The organism is Serratia sp. NPDC078593 (genome assembly GCF_050268245.1).
GTDB lineage: Bacteria > Pseudomonadota > Gammaproteobacteria > Enterobacterales > Enterobacteriaceae > JBNNGK01.
Window position 1 is genome coordinate 80660 of the sequence record NZ_JBNNGK010000008.1, and the last position, 18467, is coordinate 99126.

Genomic DNA, 18467 nt, shown 5'->3' on the forward strand with positions numbered 1-18467 from the left:
GCCTTGCTTTATATTATGTTAATTTTAATCAATAACTTAGATTGTAACGTCGAGTGGCTTCTCGCGTAGTGTGGTTTGGGGTTTCACTGGCTAAAAGAGAATTACTTAACATTTTTGTAAAAAACATTGGCTATGAATTTTTGCATCTGCTAATTTTCGAGCTGCTTTCCTACGGTTAATTCGTGTGACTGCGAGCAAGTGGGAATGATTTTTGCTGGTATCCGTTTAATTAGAATTCTTATAAATACTTCACAAAGATCAATAAACCATACTTGTAGGTAAAAAGGAGCCACGACGATGCAGTATCCCTTGAAACGTCAACCTTTATCCGTTCTTATCGCCGTCCTGGCAAGCATAACGGTGAGTCATGCGGTTAACGCGGCTAGCGTGCCTGTCGGTGTACAATTAGCGCAGCAGCAGAACATTGTGATTAATAACGGTTCAGAAGTCGCTTCACTGGATCCCCATAAAGTCGAGGGCAATCCTGAAAGTAATATTATTCTTAACCTGTTGGAAGGCTTGGTCAGTACCGATGCCAATGGCCACGTTGTGCCAGCAGTCGCGGAACGTTGGGAAAATAACGGTTTCAAAACGTGGACTTTCCATTTACGAAAGGATGCGGTGTGGAGTGACGGTTCGCCCGTTACCGCCCAAGATTTCGTTTACAGTTGGCAACGGTTGGCTGATCCTAACGTTGGTTCGCCTTACGCCAGTTACCTGCAATACGCAAAAGTTGAAAATGCCGATGAGGTTATCGGTGGGAAAAAGTCCCCGCATGCGTTGGGAGTCAAGGCTATTGACCAACGCACGTTGCAACTTACCTTAAGCGAACCTGTGCCGTATGTGCTGAGTATGCTCACTCATACCTCAATGAAGCCGGTCAAACAATCGGTGGTTGAGAAGTTTGGCGATAAGTGGACGCTGCCTGAAAATTACGTAGGTAACGGTGCTTATCGGTTGAAAAACTGGGTAGTGAATGAACGTATTGTGCTGGTACGTAATCCCGCCTATTGGAATAATAAGGCGACGGTTATTGAGCAGGCCACTTTTTTGCCAATAGCGTCTGAGGTCAGTGACGTAAACCGTTATCGTAGTGGTGAGATAGATATCACCAACAGCGCTATCCCGCCCACGTTGTTTAACAAGATGAAGCGCGACATCCCTGACCAACTGCACGTTAATCCCTATCTCTGTACATTCTATTATGAAATTAACAATCAACGTGCGCCGTTTAGCGATGCTCGCGTTCGTGAAGCCATTAAGTTAACGCTCGACCGCGATATCATCGCCAACAAGATTATGGGGCAAGGGCAGATTCCTGCTTACCGTTTCACGCCGAGCTTTACCGAAGGCGGTCACTTCACGCAGCCAGCATGGGCAGGTTGGACGCAAGAACAACGTAACCAGCGAGCCAAGCAGCTATTAGCAGCGGCGGGGTACAACGCGGCTAAACCACTTAGCTTTAAATTGCTTTACAACACGTCAGATCAGAATAAACAGCAGGCGATTGCCGCAGCCTCAATGTGGCAGAAAAACCTTGGTGCGAATGTCACGTTGGAAAATCAGGAATGGAAAACGTCATTAGAAAGTCGTCGCCAAGGCCAATTCGATGTGGCGCGAGCAACGTGGTGCGGCGATTATAATGAGCCAAGCGCCTTCCTCAATCTGGCGCTTTCAAACAGCAGCAATAATACCCTGTTCTATAAAAATGCCTCTTTTGATGCGCTGATGGCGACCAGTTTGCAGGCGCCGGACGCCAACGCGCGTGCCGTCATTTATCAGCAGGCGGAAAATTTATTGGATAAAGATTCAGCATTAATCCCGGTTTATTATCGCGTCAGCGCACGTTTGATTAAGCCGACGGTGGGTGGGTTCTCCGGGAAAGATCCGCAGGATTACATCGATGTGAAGAACTTATACATCATCAAGCAGTGAGGGTATTACACCGCGCCAACGGCGTGAGTAATATGGGGCGTTCGGTTGCTGCATTCGTTCCGCAGCGGTCGAATAAACAAAGCCTGACTAACGGGCAACGCAGGTTCCATGATGAATCTGTGATAATAAAAACTGGAGTATATGAATGACCAACATCACGAAAAAAACATTGCTGGCTGCGGGCATTATTGCCGCGCTCGGTATCGCCAGTGCGGGAAGTGCATTTGCGGCCGTGGTGCCGTCAGGTGTACAGCTGGCCGAGAAACAAGAAATCGTCCGAAACAACGGTTCTGAAGTGCAATCGCTGGATCCACATAAAATTGAAGGGGTGCCAGAGAATAACGTCACCCGTGATTTGATCGAAGGGCTGACCAATAACGGCGTGAATGGGGAAATTAAACCCGGCGTAGCGGAAAGTTGGGATAATAAAGATTACAAAGTGTGGACTTTCCATCTGCGTAAAAATGCGAAATGGTCGAATGGTCAGCCAGTCACGGCGCAAGATTTTGTTTATAGCTGGCAGCGGCTGGTTGATCCGAATACGGCGTCACCTTACGCCAGTTATCTTCAATACGCGCACGTAGAAAACGTGGACGATATTATTGCCGGCAAAAAAGATAAATCCACGCTGGGTGTGAAAGCGATTGATGATCATACCTTCCAAGTGACATTGACCGAACCGGTGCCGTACTTGGTTGAAATGACGCCACACTACGCGATGAAACCCGTGAATAAAGACGTCGTAGAAAAGTTTGGTGAGAAGTGGACCCTGCCAGAAAACTACGTGAGTAACGGCGCTTACAAATTAAAAGACTGGGTGGTCAATGAACGTATCGTTCTAGAGCGCAACCCTGAATATTGGGATAATGCGAATACCATCATTAATAAAGTGACCTTCCTGCCTATTGCCTCTGAAGTGACGGACGTTAACCGTTATCGCACCGGCGAAATCGATATGACTTATAACAACATGCCGATCGAGTTGTTCCAGAAATTGAAAAAGGATATTCCTCAGGAAGTCCATGTTGATCCGTATCTTTGTACTTACTACTACGAAATAAACAACCAGAAAGCCCCGTTTACTGATGCTCGCGTGCGCGAAGCGCTGAAGTTAGGGCTGGATCGCGACATCATCGTTAACAAAGTGAAGAATCAAGGTGACCTGCCCGCTTATAGCTTCACTCCGCCGTATACTGATGGTGCCAAACTGACACCACCGGCATGGTTTGGTTGGACGCAAGAGAAACGTAACGAAGAAGCGAAGAAGTTATTAGCTGAAGCCGGTTATGGCCCGAATAAGCCGTTGACCTTCAGCCTGCTGTATAACACGTCCGATTTACACAAAAAACTCGCTATCGCGGCCGCGTCCATTTGGAAGCAAAACTTGGGCGTTAACGTCAAGCTGGTTAATCAGGAGTGGAAAACTTTCTTGGATACGCGCCATCAAGGAACCTACGATGTTTCCCGTGCTGGCTGGTGTGCTGATTACAATGAACCGAGCACCTTCCTCAATATGATGTTGTCGGATAGCAGCAGTAACACGCCTCACTATAAGAGTGAAACCTTTGATCGCCTGATGGCTGATGTCTTGACGGCCAAAACCAAAGACGAGCGTGCCGCGCTGTATCAAAAAGCCGAAGTTCAGTTGGATAAAGATTCGGCTATCGTTCCGGTCTATTACTACGTTAACGCCCGTTTAGTGAAGCCTTACGTTGGTGGTTATACCGGTAAAGACCCGTTAGATAACGTCTATAGCAAGAATTTGTACATTATCAAGCATTGATGCGGTGAGGGCCGTTGGCGATGCCAGCGGCTCAGTAAAAAATAATAAGCCGTTATCAGGCTAAAGCACAGGGTTAGGGCAATGCTCAAATTTATACTTCGACGCCTGCTAGAGGCGATCCCGACATTATTCATTCTTATTACCATTTCATTTTTTATGATGCGATTAGCGCCTGGCAGCCCGTTTACCGGTGAGCGGGCATTAGCGCCGGAAGTCTTGGCCAATATTGAAGCGAAATATCATTTAAATGATCCAATCTGGAAACAGTACGGCCATTATTTAGTGCAGCTTGCGCATGGCGATTTCGGTCCTTCCTTTAAGTACAAAGATTATTCGGTGAATGACTTGGTTGCGGGTTCATTCCCTGTATCGGCCAAGTTAGGGGCTGCAGCATTTATTTTGGCGGTGCTGTTTGGCGTTAGCGCAGGGGTGATCGCGGCGCTCAAACAAAATACCAAGTGGGATTATGCGGTGATGGGGTTTGCTATGACCGGGGTAGTAATACCCAGCTTCGTGGTTGCTCCTCTGTTGGTACTGGTGTTTGCGATTACCTTGAGGTGGTTACCGGGCGGTGGTTGGAATGGTGGCGCGCTGCAATACATGATTCTGCCAATGGTTGCATTATCATTGGCGTATATTGCCAGCATTGCGCGTATCACGCGTGGCTCGATGATTGAAGTGCTGCATTCCAATTTTATCCGTACCGCGCGCGCTAAAGGTTTGCCGATGCGTCGCATTATTTTCCGTCATGCATTAAAGCCTGCATTGTTGCCCGTATTGTCCTACATGGGGCCCGCATTTGTCGGCATTATTACCGGATCAATGGTGATTGAAACTATTTACGGTTTACCGGGGATCGGGCAATTGTTTGTGAATGGTGCACTAAACCGTGATTATTCGCTGGTGCTGAGCCTGACCATTTTGGTGGGGGGCTTGACGATCTTGTTTAATGCGATCGTTGATGTGCTGTATGCCGTAATCGATCCAAAAATTCGTTATTAAGCTGGAGCACGCCAATAATGTTGACTAAAAAGAACAGCGAAGCTCTGGAAAACTTCAGCGAAAAGCTCGAAGTAGAAGGGCGTAGCTTATGGCAAGATGCGCGCCGTCGGTTTATGAATAACCGTGCAGCCGTCAGCAGCCTGTTTGTACTGGTATTGATCGCGTTGTTTGTGATTGTAGCACCTTGGCTGTCACAATTTACCTATGACGATACCGATTGGGAGATGATGTCTGCGGCGCCAGACTTGGCGAGCTCGCACTATTTCGGTACGGATTCCTCCGGCCGCGATCTATTAGTGCGTGTGGCCATCGGCGGACGCATCTCGTTGATGGTGGGCATAGCCGCAGCGCTGGTGGCGGTCGTCGTTGGTACACTCTACGGATCGCTTTCCGGTTACCTTGGCGGTAAAACCGACTCGGTGATGATGCGGTTATTAGAGATCCTCAACTCCTTTCCGTTCATGTTCTTTGTGATCCTGCTAGTCACCTTTTTCGGTCAGAATATTCTGCTGATCTTTGTGGCGATCGGCATGGTGTCGTGGTTAGACATGGCGCGTATTGTGCGTGGACAAACGCTGAGTTTGAAACGCAAAGAGTTTATTGAAGCGGCGCTGGTCGGCGGGGTTTCCACCCGCAATATTGTATTGCGCCATATTGTGCCGAATGTGCTGGGTGTGGTTGTCGTGTATGCGTCGCTATTGGTGCCGAGTATGATCTTGTTCGAATCTTTCCTCAGTTTCTTGGGGCTGGGTACGCAGGAACCCTTGAGCAGTTGGGGTGCATTGCTGAGCGATGGCGCTAATTCGATGGAAGTGTCACCGTGGCTGCTGTTGTTCCCTGCGGGCTTCTTGGTTGTCACTCTATTTTGTTTCAACTTTATCGGCGATGGCTTGCGTGATGCCCTCGACCCGAAAGATCGTTAAGGAGTGGTACCATGAGCACGATTGAAACCCCCCAAGACCCAACGAGCCATGCGGAACAAGCATCCCCCTTATTAGATGTCCAGGATCTGCGTGTCACGTTTGCTACTCCGGATGGCGATGTCACCGCGGTTAATGATCTCAATTTCGATCTACGCGCGGGCGAAACGCTTGGTATCGTCGGTGAGTCGGGTTCAGGTAAATCACAAACCGCATTTGCTCTGATGGGCTTGCTAGCCAGTAATGGCCGCATTAGCGGTTCGGCTAAATTCAACGGCCGTGAAATTCTCAACCTGCCCGAAAATCAGCTCAATAAACTGCGAGCGGAAGAGATTTCGATTATTTTCCAAGACCCAATGACCTCACTTAACCCTTACATGCGCGTTGGCGAGCAACTGATAGAAGTGCTGATGCTGCATAAAAAAATGAGTAAAAGTGAAGCATTCGAAGAGTCGGTGCGTATGTTGGATGCGGTGAAAATGCCAGAAGCGCGTAAACGCATGCGTATGTATCCACATGAATTCTCTGGCGGGATGCGCCAGCGCGTTATGATCGCGATGGCATTGCTGTGCCGGCCAAAACTGTTGATTGCCGATGAACCGACGACCGCATTGGATGTGACGGTACAGGCGCAAATCATGACGTTGCTGAATGAATTAAAGCGTGAGTTCAACACGGCCATTATTATGATTACGCATGATTTAGGCGTGGTTGCGGGCATCTGTAATAAGGTGTTGGTGATGTACGCCGGTCGTACCATGGAATACGGTAGCGCGCGTGATGTATTTTATCATCCGAGCCATCCGTACTCGATAGGTTTGCTCAATGCAGTCCCGCGTTTAGACGCTGAAGGTGAATCCTTGATGACCATTCCTGGTAATCCACCCAACCTGCTGCGTTTGCCGAAAGGCTGTCCGTTCCAACCGCGTTGTCCTTACGCCATGGAGCAGTGCGCCAGCACACCGCCGTTAGAGCAATTTGGCGACCGACGCTTGCGCGCTTGTTTCAAACCGTTGGAGGCATTGGCATGAATACCGCAACTGAAAAGAAAGTGTTGCTTGAAGTCGCCGATCTTAAAGTGCACTTCGACATTTACGATGATAAACAGTGGTTTTGGCAGCCACCGAAAACCCTCAAGGCGGTTGATGGCGTAACGTTGCGCTTGTTCGAAGGTGAAACACTGGGCGTCGTGGGGGAATCCGGCTGCGGTAAATCGACATTTGCTCGTGCCATTATTGGTTTGGTGAAAGCGACCAGTGGCAGAGTGGCGTGGTTAGGCAAAGACTTGCTGGGTATGAACGATGCTGACTGGCGCAAAACCCGCAGCGATATTCAGATGATATTTCAGGACCCGTTGGCGTCGCTTAACCCACGCATGACCATCGGCGAGATCATTGCTGAACCGTTGCGCACTTACTATCCCAAAATGCCGCGCCAGGAAGTGAAAGACAAAGTTAAAGCGATGATGTTGAAAGTTGGCCTGCTGCCTAACTTGATTAACCGCTATCCGCATGAGTTTTCTGGTGGCCAATGTCAGCGTATTGGCATTGCGCGGGCATTAATACTGGAACCCAAACTGGTTATTTGTGATGAGCCCGTTTCCGCTCTAGATGTGTCCATTCAAGCGCAAGTGGTTAATCTGTTGCAGCAACTACAGCGCGAAATGGGTCTGTCGTTGATCTTTATTGCTCACGATTTGGCGGTAGTGAAGCATATTTCTGACCGCGTGCTGGTCATGTATTTGGGGCACGCCGTGGAGTTGGGCACCTATGATGAGGTGTACCATAATCCACAACACCCTTATACCAAAGCGCTGATGTCTGCGGTGCCGGTTCCCGATCCCGACAAAGAGCAGGTAAAGCAGATCCAGTTGCTGGAGGGGGAGTTGCCATCGCCGATTAATCCGCCGTCAGGTTGTGTGTTCCGCACTCGCTGCCCGATTGCCGGGCCGGAATGTGCGAAAACACGGCCGTTATTGGAGGGGAGCTTCTTGCACGCGGTATCGTGTTTGAAAGTGGATCCGTTGTAAACGTTAAATAAAAATTAGTTAAACGGCGAAGGCATCAACGCTTTTGTCTGCTATATCGGTATTTCGGTGATTATCAGCGCGGCAGAACGTAAACGCGCTGTGAAGTCATCGGTTCAGGGGCGAACATGTTCGCCCCTACCTTTTAGCAGAGCACCTCATTTGTGAGTAACCTGACTTAATCATACCCGCACACTTTCGTAGGGGTGTGGCATGCCGCGCCGGTTAATATCGCTCAATGTTCTATCGCTATGGTTCAGCAGCGAGCCTAATTTACCCGCAACCTGACTTAATCGTACCTGCTCACTTTCGTAGGGGCGTGGCAGCCGCGCCGGTTAATATCGCTCAATGCTCCATCGCTATGGTTCAGCAGCGAGCCTAATTTACCTGCAACCTGACTTAATCGTATCTGCTCACTTTAGTAGGGGCGTGGCAGCCGCGCCGGTTAATATCGCTCAATGCTCCATCGCTACGGTTCAGCAGCGAGCCTAATTTACCCGCAACCTGACTTAATCATACCCGTACACTTTAGTCGGGGCGTGGCACGCCGCGCCGGTTAATATCGCTCAATGTTCTATCGCTATGGTTCAGCAGCGAGCCTAATTTACCTGCAACCTGACTTAATCGTACCTGCTCACTTTAGTAGGGGCGTGGCATGCCGCGCCGGTTAATATCGCTTTGCGTTTGGAACGTGGCAAACATGTTCGATCCCTACGCGTGGCAATGAAGTCAAAATATCAGTTACCGGGGCATATTGTCTTAAAAGCGCAGCGAACGATGCCCGGTGGCAACGGATTCGAGGAGGGGGCGGTGAAACTAACTGGTCATCTTAAGCGGGGGGATGGCTCGGACCATTAACCAATACAAGAGGAAAGGGTGTTCAGAGCGAATAAGTCAATGAGAGAAGAATGGTGTTACAAAGCAATAAGTCATGCCGCTCAGGTTGAGCCGAACGGCAGATTCGTTTACATACAGAACGAATTTATTCTTTCCATAAGATATGGCAGAGCTTGTGATCTTTTTCACGGCACAGTAAAACGCGAGCATATACATCATTGATGGGTTCGCCATCGGAATCGGCCAAGCCAATAACGACTTCCGCAAAGAAATCTGGGTTCAGATCGAAATCTACATGCTCGCTCCAGTCTTCGGATGGATCGTACAACTCGGCACCACCCCGTTCTTCAAACTGAAGGTTAAACAGTAAAATATCCGCCGGATCCAGATTATCGCCAGCTAACTCCAAGAAAATATCGTATGCCTGTTCCAGCGTTTCATCTTCTGTAAGGCGGTTATTCAAATCCATAAAAAATCCTGACAACGAATGATTTGGCATTATTAAACCACGCTCGCATCATCATTTACAGCAGCGGGCTAAAAAAGTAAAACAGCCGCTCGACGATACGATGCCAGAATGGACGTTTTTGCCATTGTCTGGCTTCTAACAGTTTGGCGCGTGCAATGTAATCTTCCTGAACACAGGCAAGATCGCTGCCGAAACCGTCATCATCGATCACCAAGGTAATTTCGAAGTTTAGCCATAGGCTACGCATGTCCAGATTGACGGTGCCAACCAGACTCAACTGACCATCGACCAACACGCTCTTGGTGTGGAGCAGGCCGCCCTCAAACTGATAAATATTCACGCCGGCTTCCAATAACTCGGAGAAGAATGCACGGCTGGCCCAACGAACCATCATCGAGTCATTATCACGCGGTACGATGATGCTAACTTCAACCCCGCGCAGCGCTGCGGTACAAATGGCATGCAGTAGATCGTCGCTTGGAACGAAGTAGGGGGTCGTCATAATCAACTGCTCACGCGCAGAATAGACGGCTGTGAGCAATGCCTGATGAATCATCTCTTCCGGGAAGCCCGGCCCGGAGGCAATCACCTGAATGGTGTGGCCACTTTCCTGTTCGAACGGCATGATGTTCATGTCTGGCGGTGGCGGCAAAATGCGGCGACCGGTTTCTATTTCCCAATCACAGGCATAGACGATACCCATAGTCGTCGCTACCGGCCCTTCCATCCGCGCCATCAAATCAATCCATTGCCCTACGCCCGCGTCTTGTTTGAAATAGCGCGGATCGACCATATTCATGCTGCCGGTGTAGGCGATATAATTATCAATCAGTACGACTTTGCGGTGTTGGCGCAAATCCATACGGCGCAGGAAAACGCGAAACAGATTCACTTTCAGCGCTTCCACAACCTCAATGCCTGCATTACGCATCATGCCGGGATACGGGCTACGGAAGAACTGCAGACTACCGGCTGAGTCCAGTAGCAGGCGGCAATGTACGCCTCGGCGCGCAGCAGCCATCAGTGATTCTGCGACTTGATCGACCAACCCACCCGGTTGCCAAATATAGAACACCATTTCGATATTATGGCGCGCCAGTTCGATGTCGCGAATCAGGGCTTTTAACGTCGAGTCGGTGGTGGTCAGCAATTGCAATTGGTTGCCCTTTACGCCATCAATACCTTGACGACGATTGCACAGCTGAAAAAGAGGTTGTGCAACTTCGCTGTATTCTGTAGCAAATATACGGCGGCTTTCTTTTAATTCATTCAGCCAGCGGGCGGTGGAAGGCCACATCGCTTTTGCGCGTTCGGCTCGGCGTTTGCCCAGATGCAATTCGCCAAAAGATAAATAAGCCACGATGCCGACCAGCGGCAGAATATAGATAACCAGCAACCAAGCCATGGCTGAAGGCACCGTGCGGCGTTTCATCAAGATACGTAGGGTAACCCCGGCAATAAGCAGCCAGTAGCCGAATACTAAGAGCCAACTGATTACGGTATAAAATGTTGTCATAAAGGCGAAAAATCCCGTTCGCAAGCCACCAACAATGAGTGTACGCACAGAACTCAAATGGGGAAACCCTTTACCGAGAGTTAAGTGACATAAATATGATTGTCTTAAGGCACTTGGCGAAAGTAAAAACATCATTTTAGGATATTGACGTACAAGCTTGGCGGTGAATCGTGGACTTGGATCACACCTAGAAATGTCTATAATGCCAGCCGTCGGCATCGCAAGTATAAGTGGCAAAAATTATGAAACGCAGTAGAAATGAAGTGGCTCGTTGGCGAATGTTGCGTCAAACTCAACGTCGCAGACACCGTTGGTTGGAACGTCAATCATGCAGCAATCGGCATATTATTCGGGTGAGGCGACGTTTGGATGATCAACATCGTCGCGCATTGTTGTTTACTGTCTCTTGCGAGTGGTAGCACGAAAACAGTCCCGCTATGGGACTGTTTACATTGAGCTACGGTATTATTTACGCATTGCCAAGGTTAATGCGCCACCACCAAGTGCCATCAGCAAGCCGGCTGCGGTCAATACCCCTAAGAATGCGCGATCGAAAGCGGCGTGAGCCAGTGCGATCAGTTTATCGGCACTTTCCTTGCCTAAGGTGGTTGCCAGACGCAGCGCTTCGTCCAGGCTATCATAGGCTAAATCAGAAACGGTAATATCCGCTGGCAGATGAAGGCTGTGGCTATACATGGCTGTCATCAAACCACCGAGTAACGTGATGCCTAGTACCCCGCCCAATTCATAAGAAACCGTTTCGATCGACGCGGCCATACCGGATTTTTCCTCCGGTGCGTTGAGCATAATAGCAGTGGACGCGGCGGTAATGGCGCCACCCAACCCGAAACCGGCAATAAACAGCCACCCCAACTGCCACACTGGGGCCGTCTGATAGCTCAGCGCTAAACCGGCGATAGCTAAGGTTGTTAGTAAGAAACCGCCTAAAATCACCCGCCGTTCCCCCCAGCGTGGCAATAACAGGCCCGCTAGTGGGCCTGCAAGGGCAGAGGCGAGAGGAATGGGCATAATAAACAACCCAGCCTGCAACGGGGTGAGGCCAGAAACTAGCTGCAAACGTTGGCTCAAGACCAACTCTATGCCCACTAGGGCGACCATTGTCAGCATGGCCACCGCGACCCCGCTGGCAAAAAGCCGATTACGAAACAGAGAGAAATCAAGCATAGGGAATTCAGTGCGTCGCTGGCGGCGAATAAACAACGTCAGGAACAGTATGCCGAGTGCACCGGCTATCGTTAGCGCCAGCAATGAAGGCTGCGTTTTGCTGAGTTCTTTCAAAGCATAAATGATAGCAACTAGGCCGATCATGATTTGCATTGACCCCGTCACATCGTAGGGGCGCGTATTCTCCCCGCCGCAGTGAGGAATTAACCACCAAGCAAATGGCAGCACTATCATGACGATAGGCACGTTAATTAGAAAGACCGAACCCCACCAAAAATACTCTAACAATATCCCGCCGACTATCGGCCCGATTGCAGCCCCACCCGAGATAACCGCAGACCAGATACCAATCGCCAGGGCACGCTCACCAGGTTCAGTGAAAACATGTCTAACGATAGATAATGTTGCAGGCATCATCATGGCGGCACCCACCGCCAAAAATGCGCGTGATGCGATCAACCCTTCGGCGTTGATAGAGAAGGCGGCGCACAATGACGCAATAGCGAACACGGGTAAACCGGCAATAAATAATTTTTTGTGCCCCATTCGATCGCTGAGCATCCCTGCACCGGGGAGCAAACCGGCGACAACCAATGGATAGGCGTTCACGATCCATAATTTCTCTGATGCAGTTGCATCTAGCGCCTGGGTTAAACGCGGCAAAGCGGTATACAGTACCGTCATGTCAATGACGATTAAAAAAAGTGCGCTGGAGATCAAGCCCAGGATCAACCAGCGATTGTTTGCGTGCATAATATGTCCCACTTAAAGAAAGCAACGCGGCGAATGCTGCGCTTATGCCTAACTGGTGGTAAGCCAACGGTAATTGGCTATAATATAAATCCATACGTACGTATTGAAAAGAGGAATAATCAATGGGACGTCAACGAAGCATCGATCGCGACCGCGTATTGGATGTTGCTGAAGAGATTGTTGCCAGCCAAGGGGCTGCGGGATTAACCATTGATTCGGTGGCGAAAGCCATGGGTATTTCTAAAGGTGGCGTTCAGTATTGCTTTGGTAGCAAAGATGCGCTAATTGATGCGATGTACGATCGTTGGGGTAAAGCCTATGATGAGGTGTTTAACCAGATTGCGGGTCAGGATCCCTCGCCATTAACCACCGTTCGGGCACATAGCCAAGCGACGCGAAGTTCCGATCAGGCCTCAAGTGCCAAGGCCGCCGGGTTGATGGCCGCGTTGATCCAGACTCCGGAACATTTGACCAGCACCCGCAAATGGTATCGAGAGCGCATCGAGCGACTGGATTTGACCACCGAGGAGGGGAGGCGCGCCCGTTTGGCCTTCCTCGCCACTGAAGGCGCGTTTATGCTGCGTTTTTTTGGTTTGATGGATATTGAACAACAGGAATGGGAATCGATATTCGACGATATGCAGCACTATATTCTCGACGCGGCAGCGAAGTGAATTTTCTAGCCTCACAGAGGCTATTGAGTGGTGCAAGAGAGTCAATTTCTCCGACAGAAAACATAAATAAACTATTTAGCCAGCCTTACAAGCTGGCTTGGCCGCCTAAAAAACCTGCTTAAACGGTTTTACTACTACGTCACTGTACACGCCTGCGCTTACATAGGGATCTTGCTTTGCCCAGTCTTCGGCGGCCTCAAGCGAACTGAACTCAGCGATCACGGTTGAACCGCTAAAGCCAGCACTGCCTGGATCATTGCTGTCGATGGCTGGGTTAGGACCTGCGGTCAGCAGACGCCCTTCATCTCGCAGGGCTTGCAGACGAGCAAGGTGAGCGGGGCGTACGGACAAACGTTTTTCCAGTGAGTTTGGTTCGTCTTGCGCGTAGATTAGATAAAGCATTTTTCACCTTTTAAATCATTACTATAGAACAGGGTTTTTAAAGTAGCGTAAATTTTATGCCAAAGAAATGCTTTTTACTGGCGATGGCGCTTATGCCTTGAAGGCGCTACTTTTTATTCGTATAGTGCCGCCGGCGCGGTTAGGATAGCGAATGATATGGGGAGAGAAAATGACGGAACTGGTGAGAGAGAAACTGAATTTGCCCACGGGAAAGCGCAAATTGTTGCTGCATTCTTGTTGTGCGCCTTGTTCCGGCGAAGTAATGGAGGCGATTCAGGCGTCGGGTATTGAATACGCCATTTTCTTCTATAATCCCAACATTCATCCGCAAAAAGAATATCTACTGCGCAAGGATGAGAATATCCGCTTCGCCGAGCAGCATGGCGTGCCAATCATTGATGCAGATTATGATACCGACAATTGGTTTGCTCGCGCTAAAGGCATGGAGAATGAGCCTGAGCGTGGCATCCGTTGCACTATGTGTTTCGATATGCGTTTTGAGCGCACGGCACTGTACGCGCATGAACATGGTTATGACGCCATTTCCAGCTCGTTGGGTATTTCACGTTGGAAAAACATGCAGCAAATCACTGATTGCGGTATGCGAGCGGCAGAGAAATATCCTGACCTGGTTTATTGGGATTACAATTGGCGCAAGAAGGGTGGCGCGTCACGGATGATCGAAATCAGTAAGCGCGAGCGTTTCTATCAACAAGAATATTGTGGTTGCGTTTACTCACTGCGAGATACCAACTTACACCGCAAAGCGCAGGGGCGGCCGTTGATTAAGCTTGGTGTGTTATATTACGGTGATGATGAATAAGGGGATATTCCCCAGAGAAAACCCGCTGCGGCGGGTTTTTTTGTGGTGTTGGCCGTGACGGTGAGTAGTTAATAATAGGATAATTAGCGGTAAGAAAAAGCTAACAGAAGGTTACGTTTTGCGGCGGGGTGCTGGTAAAAGCAACGAATCATGGCGATTAAAGCGATAGTTTACTTTTCGTTATTGAATATGATTGCTATTTGCATTTAAACTTGGCGCACCAGAGGAAACAGAATCATTATGCCGCAAAAAAAGATGTTCCTTATTCGCCGTTTGTCAGTGCCGATTGTCCTCTCCGTTGGCTTACACAGTGCCTTGGTGGCAGCATTACTTTATGCTTCGGTTAAAGAGGTCATGGATTTGCCGAGGCCAGAGGATGCGCCTATCAGTGTCATGATGGTTAATACTGCGGCATTGGCTGAACCGCCGCCGCCAGCGCCCGCTGAACCGGAATCGGAACCCGAGCCTGAAGTGCAGCCTGAACCCGAGCCAGAGCCAATCCCTGAGCCACCGCCGGTGCCGAAAGCGATACCAAAACCGGAGCCAGTGAAGCCCAAGCCGAAACCAAAGCCAAAACCCAAGGTTGAGAAAACGGTAAAACGTGAGCCGAAAAAAGCGGAGCCCCGCGCTCCGTCTCCGTTTGAAAATGATGCTGAGGCTAAACCGGTCGCGAAGGCACCGGTAAAGCAAGCGCCGTCAGCACCGGTTACTGGCAATTCTCAAGAGTTGGGGCCTAAACCGCTCAGCCGTGTTTCGCCATTGTATCCTGCGCGTGCCCAAGCGTTACAGATTGAAGGGAAGGTCAGAGTGCAGTTCGACGTAGACAGCGACGGCCGTGTTAGTAATGTGCGTATTCTGTCTGCGCAACCGCGTAATATGTTTGAGCGCTCAGTGAAGCAGGCAATGCGAAAATGGCGCTATCAAGCTAAACAAGGGAAAGATCTGATCGTCAATATCCAATTTAAACTGGATGGCAGCGCTTCAGTGAATTGATTTGCTACGGCGTTTTAAACATAAAAGGGTCGCTAACTTAGCGACCCTTTTACGATCTTGTGTTTGGCTTACTCTGCAAAACCAACGCGGAAATTGCGTTTACCGTCCGGTAGTGGCCGCGAGTTGCCTTCATCATCCACTGCAACATAGGTGAATACTGCTTCAGTGGCGCGATAGCGTTGGCCGATTGGCGCAGAAGAGACTTTTTTGACCCATACCTCGACATTGATTGTGATTGAACTGCGGCCGCTGCGGATGCACTGGGCATAGCAGCATACGACATCGCCAACGGCGACAGGTTTCAGGAAGGTCATGCCGTCCACACGTACGGTTACCACGCGGCCTTCAGCTATCTCTTTGGCTTGAATGGCACCCCCGATATCCATCTGCGACATGAGCCAGCCGCCAAAAATATCGCCATTTGCGTTGGTATCCGCTGGCATAGCCAGTGTGCGCAGCACCAGTTCTCCACTGGGTAAAGGTCGTTGTTGTGTCATTGCAGTCTGCTTTTTGCTAAGTGATTCATATTATCTTGCCCGCAGAAAAGATTACGGGCATTAACAACTTTGTAACTATTTTTTCTGCTCTTCAGGCATATGTTTATAAATATAGACGCCGCTCAGCAATGTGAACACGAGCGTCAAAGCGGTTAGGCCAAAGACTTTAAAGTTAACCCAGACGCTTTGCGGTAGCCAAAACGCGACATAAATATTTGCCAGCCCGCAGACCAAGAAAAACACCGCCCAAGCTAAATTGAGGTTGTTCCATACGCGATCGGGCAGTGTCAGCTCTTTCCCCAGCATGCGCTGAATTAAAGGCTTCTTCAGTATCAGTTGGCTTACCAGCAACGCCAGCGCAAACAGTGCGTAAATGATCGAGACTTTCCATTTGATAAACAGATCGTTATGGAATACCAGTGTTAAGGTGCCGAACACCGCGACCATCAGGAAGGTGATCAATGTCATCTTCTCGACTTTGCGATATTTAAACCAGGTGAACACCAGTGCCAGTGCGGTAGCGACAATCAGTGCGCCAGAGGCAACGTAAATGTCGTAGAGTTTATAAAACGCGAAAAAAACAATCAGTGGGAGAAAATCAAGAAACTGCTTCATAAATCAATCCATCATCTATTCATCGGCCGACTATACCCTAAATCATTCCAATTGCATCGTTGCGGTTTGCCGTGGCTATTTAGGGCAATATGTGCGGATGGGCAACTAACAAAGATGCAGCTTGAAGTATGACGGGAATAGACCGGATTCGGCAAGACCTGCATACCTCAGAAAGCGGCTGATTATCGGTGTTTTGCCATGAGATTACTGCTTATTAGGTGATAATTTGCATAAACTTACGATTAGGGGCAAATGACGATTGCCAGGCCATCGTCGGACATCGCATGATACGCAGCGTGATAACCATAATTTTACCTCAGGAACTCGTATGCAGTGGAAATCGTTCCAGGCTTGGACGCCCGGTTTAACACATTTGTTAGCCTACGAACGCGGTTGGTTGAAGCCGGATGTGCGTGCGGGATTATCCGTCGCCGCCGTGGCGTTGCCGGTGGCTATTGCTTATTCCGAACTGGCAGGCGTCAGCCCGGTGGTGGGGTTATATTCGTGTATTTTACCCATGATTGCTTACGCGATTTTTGGTTCATCGCGTCAGTTAATTGTCGGCCCTGATGCGGCAACGTGTGCAGTTATCGCCGCCGTGGTGACGCCGTTGGCCGCAGGTAATATGGAACGACACTGGCAGCTCACCATCATGATGACCGCGATGATGGGGGCTTGGTGCCTGTTAGCCAGCCGTTTCAGGCTAGGTGCATTGGCTGATTTATTGTCACGGCCTATTTTAAGTGGTCTGCTGAACGGGGTGGCGATCACCATTATGGTTGACCAAATGGGTAAGGTGTTTGGTTTCTCCGTACCGCCCGCACAGTTAATTGAGCGAATCTATGCATTGCCTGGAAACCTATTGCGCAGTGATTGGCTAACGTTAGCAGTCTCTTTGTTGACCTTGATCACGCTGGTCGGTGTTAAAAAGTTACGGCCTAACTGGCCTGCGCCGTTGTTTGCCATTGTGGTAGCAACGTTTGCAACATGGGCTGCAAACTTACAGCAGTACGGTATTATTACCGTTGGTGGCTTCAGCGGTTTGTTGCCTATCGTACAATGGCCTGATTTCCAACCGGGGTTAATGCGCGATATGGTCATCCCTGCACTCAACCTAGCGGTGGTCAGTTTCGTTAGTATGATGCTGACGGCACGCAGCTTTGCGGCAAAAAATGGTTATGAAGTGAATGCGGATGCCGAGTTTCGCGCGTTGGGTTTGGTGAATATTGTCTCCGCATTGTCACAAGGTTTTGCTATCAGCGGGGCGGATTCACGTACAGCTGTTAATGATGCCAACGGCGGGAAAAGCCAGATGGTATCGATTATTGCGGCGCTCATGATCGCCCTGGTTTTGTTGCTACTTACGGGGCCGTTACAGTTTATCCCGCTTGCTGGGTTGGGCGTAGTATTGATGTATGCGGCGTGGTCATTGCTGGATATTCGTGGTATCTGGATTTTGCGGCGTCGTAATACTCAGGCATTTCGTTTAGCCTTGTTTACCTTATGCAGCGTACTGCTGGTGGGGGTAATCAATGGTATTGGCCTGGCAGTATTACTGGGATTAATGCAATTCTTGCGTACCGTGTTTCGCCCTACAGAACAACTGCTGGGGGTGAACCACGAAGGCATGATTCATTCGATGGGTAATAACAACGGTATCAAAGCGGTTGATGGCGTCATGATGTATCGTTTTAACTCACCGCTTACCTATTTTAATGTGGCTTATTTCAAGCGCCGAATTCTTAATTTGGTTGATGGTACGCCGTTTCAACCGCGTTGGGTGGTGATTGATGCCGTTGCCAGCTTTACCCATGCCGATATTAGCGTTCTGGCCGCGATCGACGAGTTGAAACGCGACTTGTTACAGCGTAACGTAAAATTGGTGTTGGCGGGACGGCGTACTGAATTGACACGCTGGTTTCGTATCAATCGCTTAGGGCGCGATCAGGATTTGATTTTTGTGCCGGACTTATATCTGGCGTTGAAGTTGATACAAAGTAAAGAGCAGGCGGAGCCGTTGCAAACAGCATAAAAAAA

General features: G+C 49.4%; 17 protein-coding genes. 11 read left to right on the forward strand and 6 right to left on the reverse strand.

Annotated features, from left to right (window positions below):
- The first annotated feature begins 297 nt into the window (after positions 1–297).
- From ACQKDS_RS10995 to oppF, 6 genes are all read left to right on the forward strand, one after another.
- Positions 298–1935 carry an ABC transporter substrate-binding protein gene (locus ACQKDS_RS10995; RefSeq protein ID WP_399669976.1) on the forward strand — a complete coding sequence of 546 codons (1638 nt, stop codon included), beginning with the start codon at positions 298–300 and terminating at the stop codon, positions 1933–1935.
- A 145-nt stretch (positions 1936–2080) separates the two neighbouring features.
- Complete coding sequence (gene oppA, locus ACQKDS_RS11000; RefSeq protein WP_399669979.1) at positions 2081–3718, forward strand: oligopeptide ABC transporter substrate-binding protein OppA; 1638 nt, start codon at positions 2081–2083, stop codon at positions 3716–3718.
- An 81-nt stretch (positions 3719–3799) separates the two neighbouring features.
- Entirely contained in the window at positions 3800–4720 is a 921-nt protein-coding gene (gene oppB / locus ACQKDS_RS11005; RefSeq protein WP_399669982.1) for an oligopeptide ABC transporter permease OppB, read from the forward strand.
- A 14-nt stretch (positions 4721–4734) separates the two neighbouring features.
- Positions 4735–5643 carry an oligopeptide ABC transporter permease OppC gene (gene oppC / locus ACQKDS_RS11010; RefSeq protein WP_399670280.1) on the forward strand — a complete coding sequence of 303 codons (909 nt, stop codon included), beginning with the start codon at positions 4735–4737 and terminating at the stop codon, positions 5641–5643.
- Positions 5644–5654: 11 nt separating this feature from the next.
- Positions 5655–6671 (forward strand): ABC transporter ATP-binding protein, encoded by a 1017-nt coding sequence (locus ACQKDS_RS11015; protein WP_399669985.1) that lies wholly within the window; start codon positions 5655–5657, stop codon positions 6669–6671.
- A complete protein-coding gene (gene oppF / locus ACQKDS_RS11020; protein WP_399669988.1) occupies positions 6668–7669 on the forward strand; it encodes a murein tripeptide/oligopeptide ABC transporter ATP binding protein OppF in 1002 nt (333 codons plus the stop codon). Before ACQKDS_RS11015 ends, oppF begins: the two co-directional genes overlap by 4 nt.
- Before the next feature lie 979 nt (positions 7670–8648).
- Here the strand turns inward: oppF and ACQKDS_RS11025 are convergent.
- Together ACQKDS_RS11025 and cls are read right to left on the reverse strand one after the other, a co-directional pair.
- The gene (locus ACQKDS_RS11025) at positions 8649–8972 is read right to left on the reverse strand and encodes an HI1450 family dsDNA-mimic protein (RefSeq protein ID WP_399669991.1); all 324 of its coding nucleotides are present in this window, start codon (positions 8970–8972) and stop codon (positions 8649–8651) included.
- A 55-nt stretch (positions 8973–9027) separates the two neighbouring features.
- Positions 9028–10488, reverse strand: a complete 1461-nt coding sequence (cls, locus tag ACQKDS_RS11030) for a cardiolipin synthase (RefSeq protein ID WP_399669994.1) — start codon at positions 10486–10488, stop codon at positions 9028–9030.
- A 242-nt stretch (positions 10489–10730) separates the two neighbouring features.
- On the opposite strand from cls, the gene ACQKDS_RS11035 reads away from it, so the two are divergent.
- Positions 10731–10907, forward strand: a complete 177-nt coding sequence (locus ACQKDS_RS11035; RefSeq protein ID WP_399669997.1) for a YciY family protein — start codon at positions 10731–10733, stop codon at positions 10905–10907.
- Between the two features lie 46 nt (positions 10908–10953).
- On the opposite strand, the gene ACQKDS_RS11040 is transcribed toward ACQKDS_RS11035, so the two are convergent.
- Positions 10954–12426 carry an MFS transporter gene (locus ACQKDS_RS11040; protein WP_399670000.1) on the reverse strand — a complete coding sequence of 491 codons (1473 nt, stop codon included), beginning with the start codon at positions 12424–12426 and terminating at the stop codon, positions 10954–10956.
- A gap of 122 nt (positions 12427–12548) precedes the next feature.
- On the opposite strand from ACQKDS_RS11040, the gene ACQKDS_RS11045 reads away from it, so the two are divergent.
- Positions 12549–13100, forward strand: coding sequence for a TetR/AcrR family transcriptional regulator (locus ACQKDS_RS11045; RefSeq protein WP_399670003.1), 552 nt, complete (start codon positions 12549–12551; stop codon positions 13098–13100).
- A gap of 105 nt (positions 13101–13205) precedes the next feature.
- Here ACQKDS_RS11045 and ACQKDS_RS11050 read toward each other — a convergent pair whose 3' ends face one another.
- A complete protein-coding gene (locus ACQKDS_RS11050) occupies positions 13206–13502 on the reverse strand; it encodes a YciI family protein (RefSeq protein ID WP_399670007.1) in 297 nt (98 codons plus the stop codon).
- 169 nt (positions 13503–13671) lie between these two features.
- Between ACQKDS_RS11050 and ACQKDS_RS11055 the strand changes: the two genes are divergently transcribed.
- A complete protein-coding gene (locus ACQKDS_RS11055) occupies positions 13672–14325 on the forward strand; it encodes an epoxyqueuosine reductase QueH (protein WP_399670009.1) in 654 nt (217 codons plus the stop codon).
- A 240-nt stretch (positions 14326–14565) separates the two neighbouring features.
- On the forward strand, positions 14566–15318 hold the full coding sequence (gene tonB / locus ACQKDS_RS11060) for a TonB system transport protein TonB (protein ID WP_399670012.1): 753 nt from the start codon (positions 14566–14568) through the stop codon (positions 15316–15318).
- Positions 15319–15386: 68 nt separating this feature from the next.
- Here the strand turns inward: tonB and yciA are convergent, their stop codons facing one another.
- Together yciA and ACQKDS_RS11070 are read right to left on the reverse strand one after the other, a co-directional pair.
- Positions 15387–15815, reverse strand: coding sequence for an acyl-CoA thioester hydrolase YciA (yciA, locus tag ACQKDS_RS11065; RefSeq protein WP_399670015.1), 429 nt, complete (start codon positions 15813–15815; stop codon positions 15387–15389).
- A gap of 75 nt (positions 15816–15890) precedes the next feature.
- A complete protein-coding gene (locus tag ACQKDS_RS11070; RefSeq protein WP_399670017.1) occupies positions 15891–16430 on the reverse strand; it encodes a septation protein A in 540 nt (179 codons plus the stop codon).
- Between the two features lie 328 nt (positions 16431–16758).
- Between ACQKDS_RS11070 and ACQKDS_RS11075 the strand changes: the two genes are divergently transcribed.
- Positions 16759–18462 (forward strand): SulP family inorganic anion transporter, encoded by a 1704-nt coding sequence (locus tag ACQKDS_RS11075; protein WP_399670020.1) that lies wholly within the window; start codon positions 16759–16761, stop codon positions 18460–18462.
- The last annotated feature ends 5 nt before the right edge of the window (positions 18463–18467 follow it).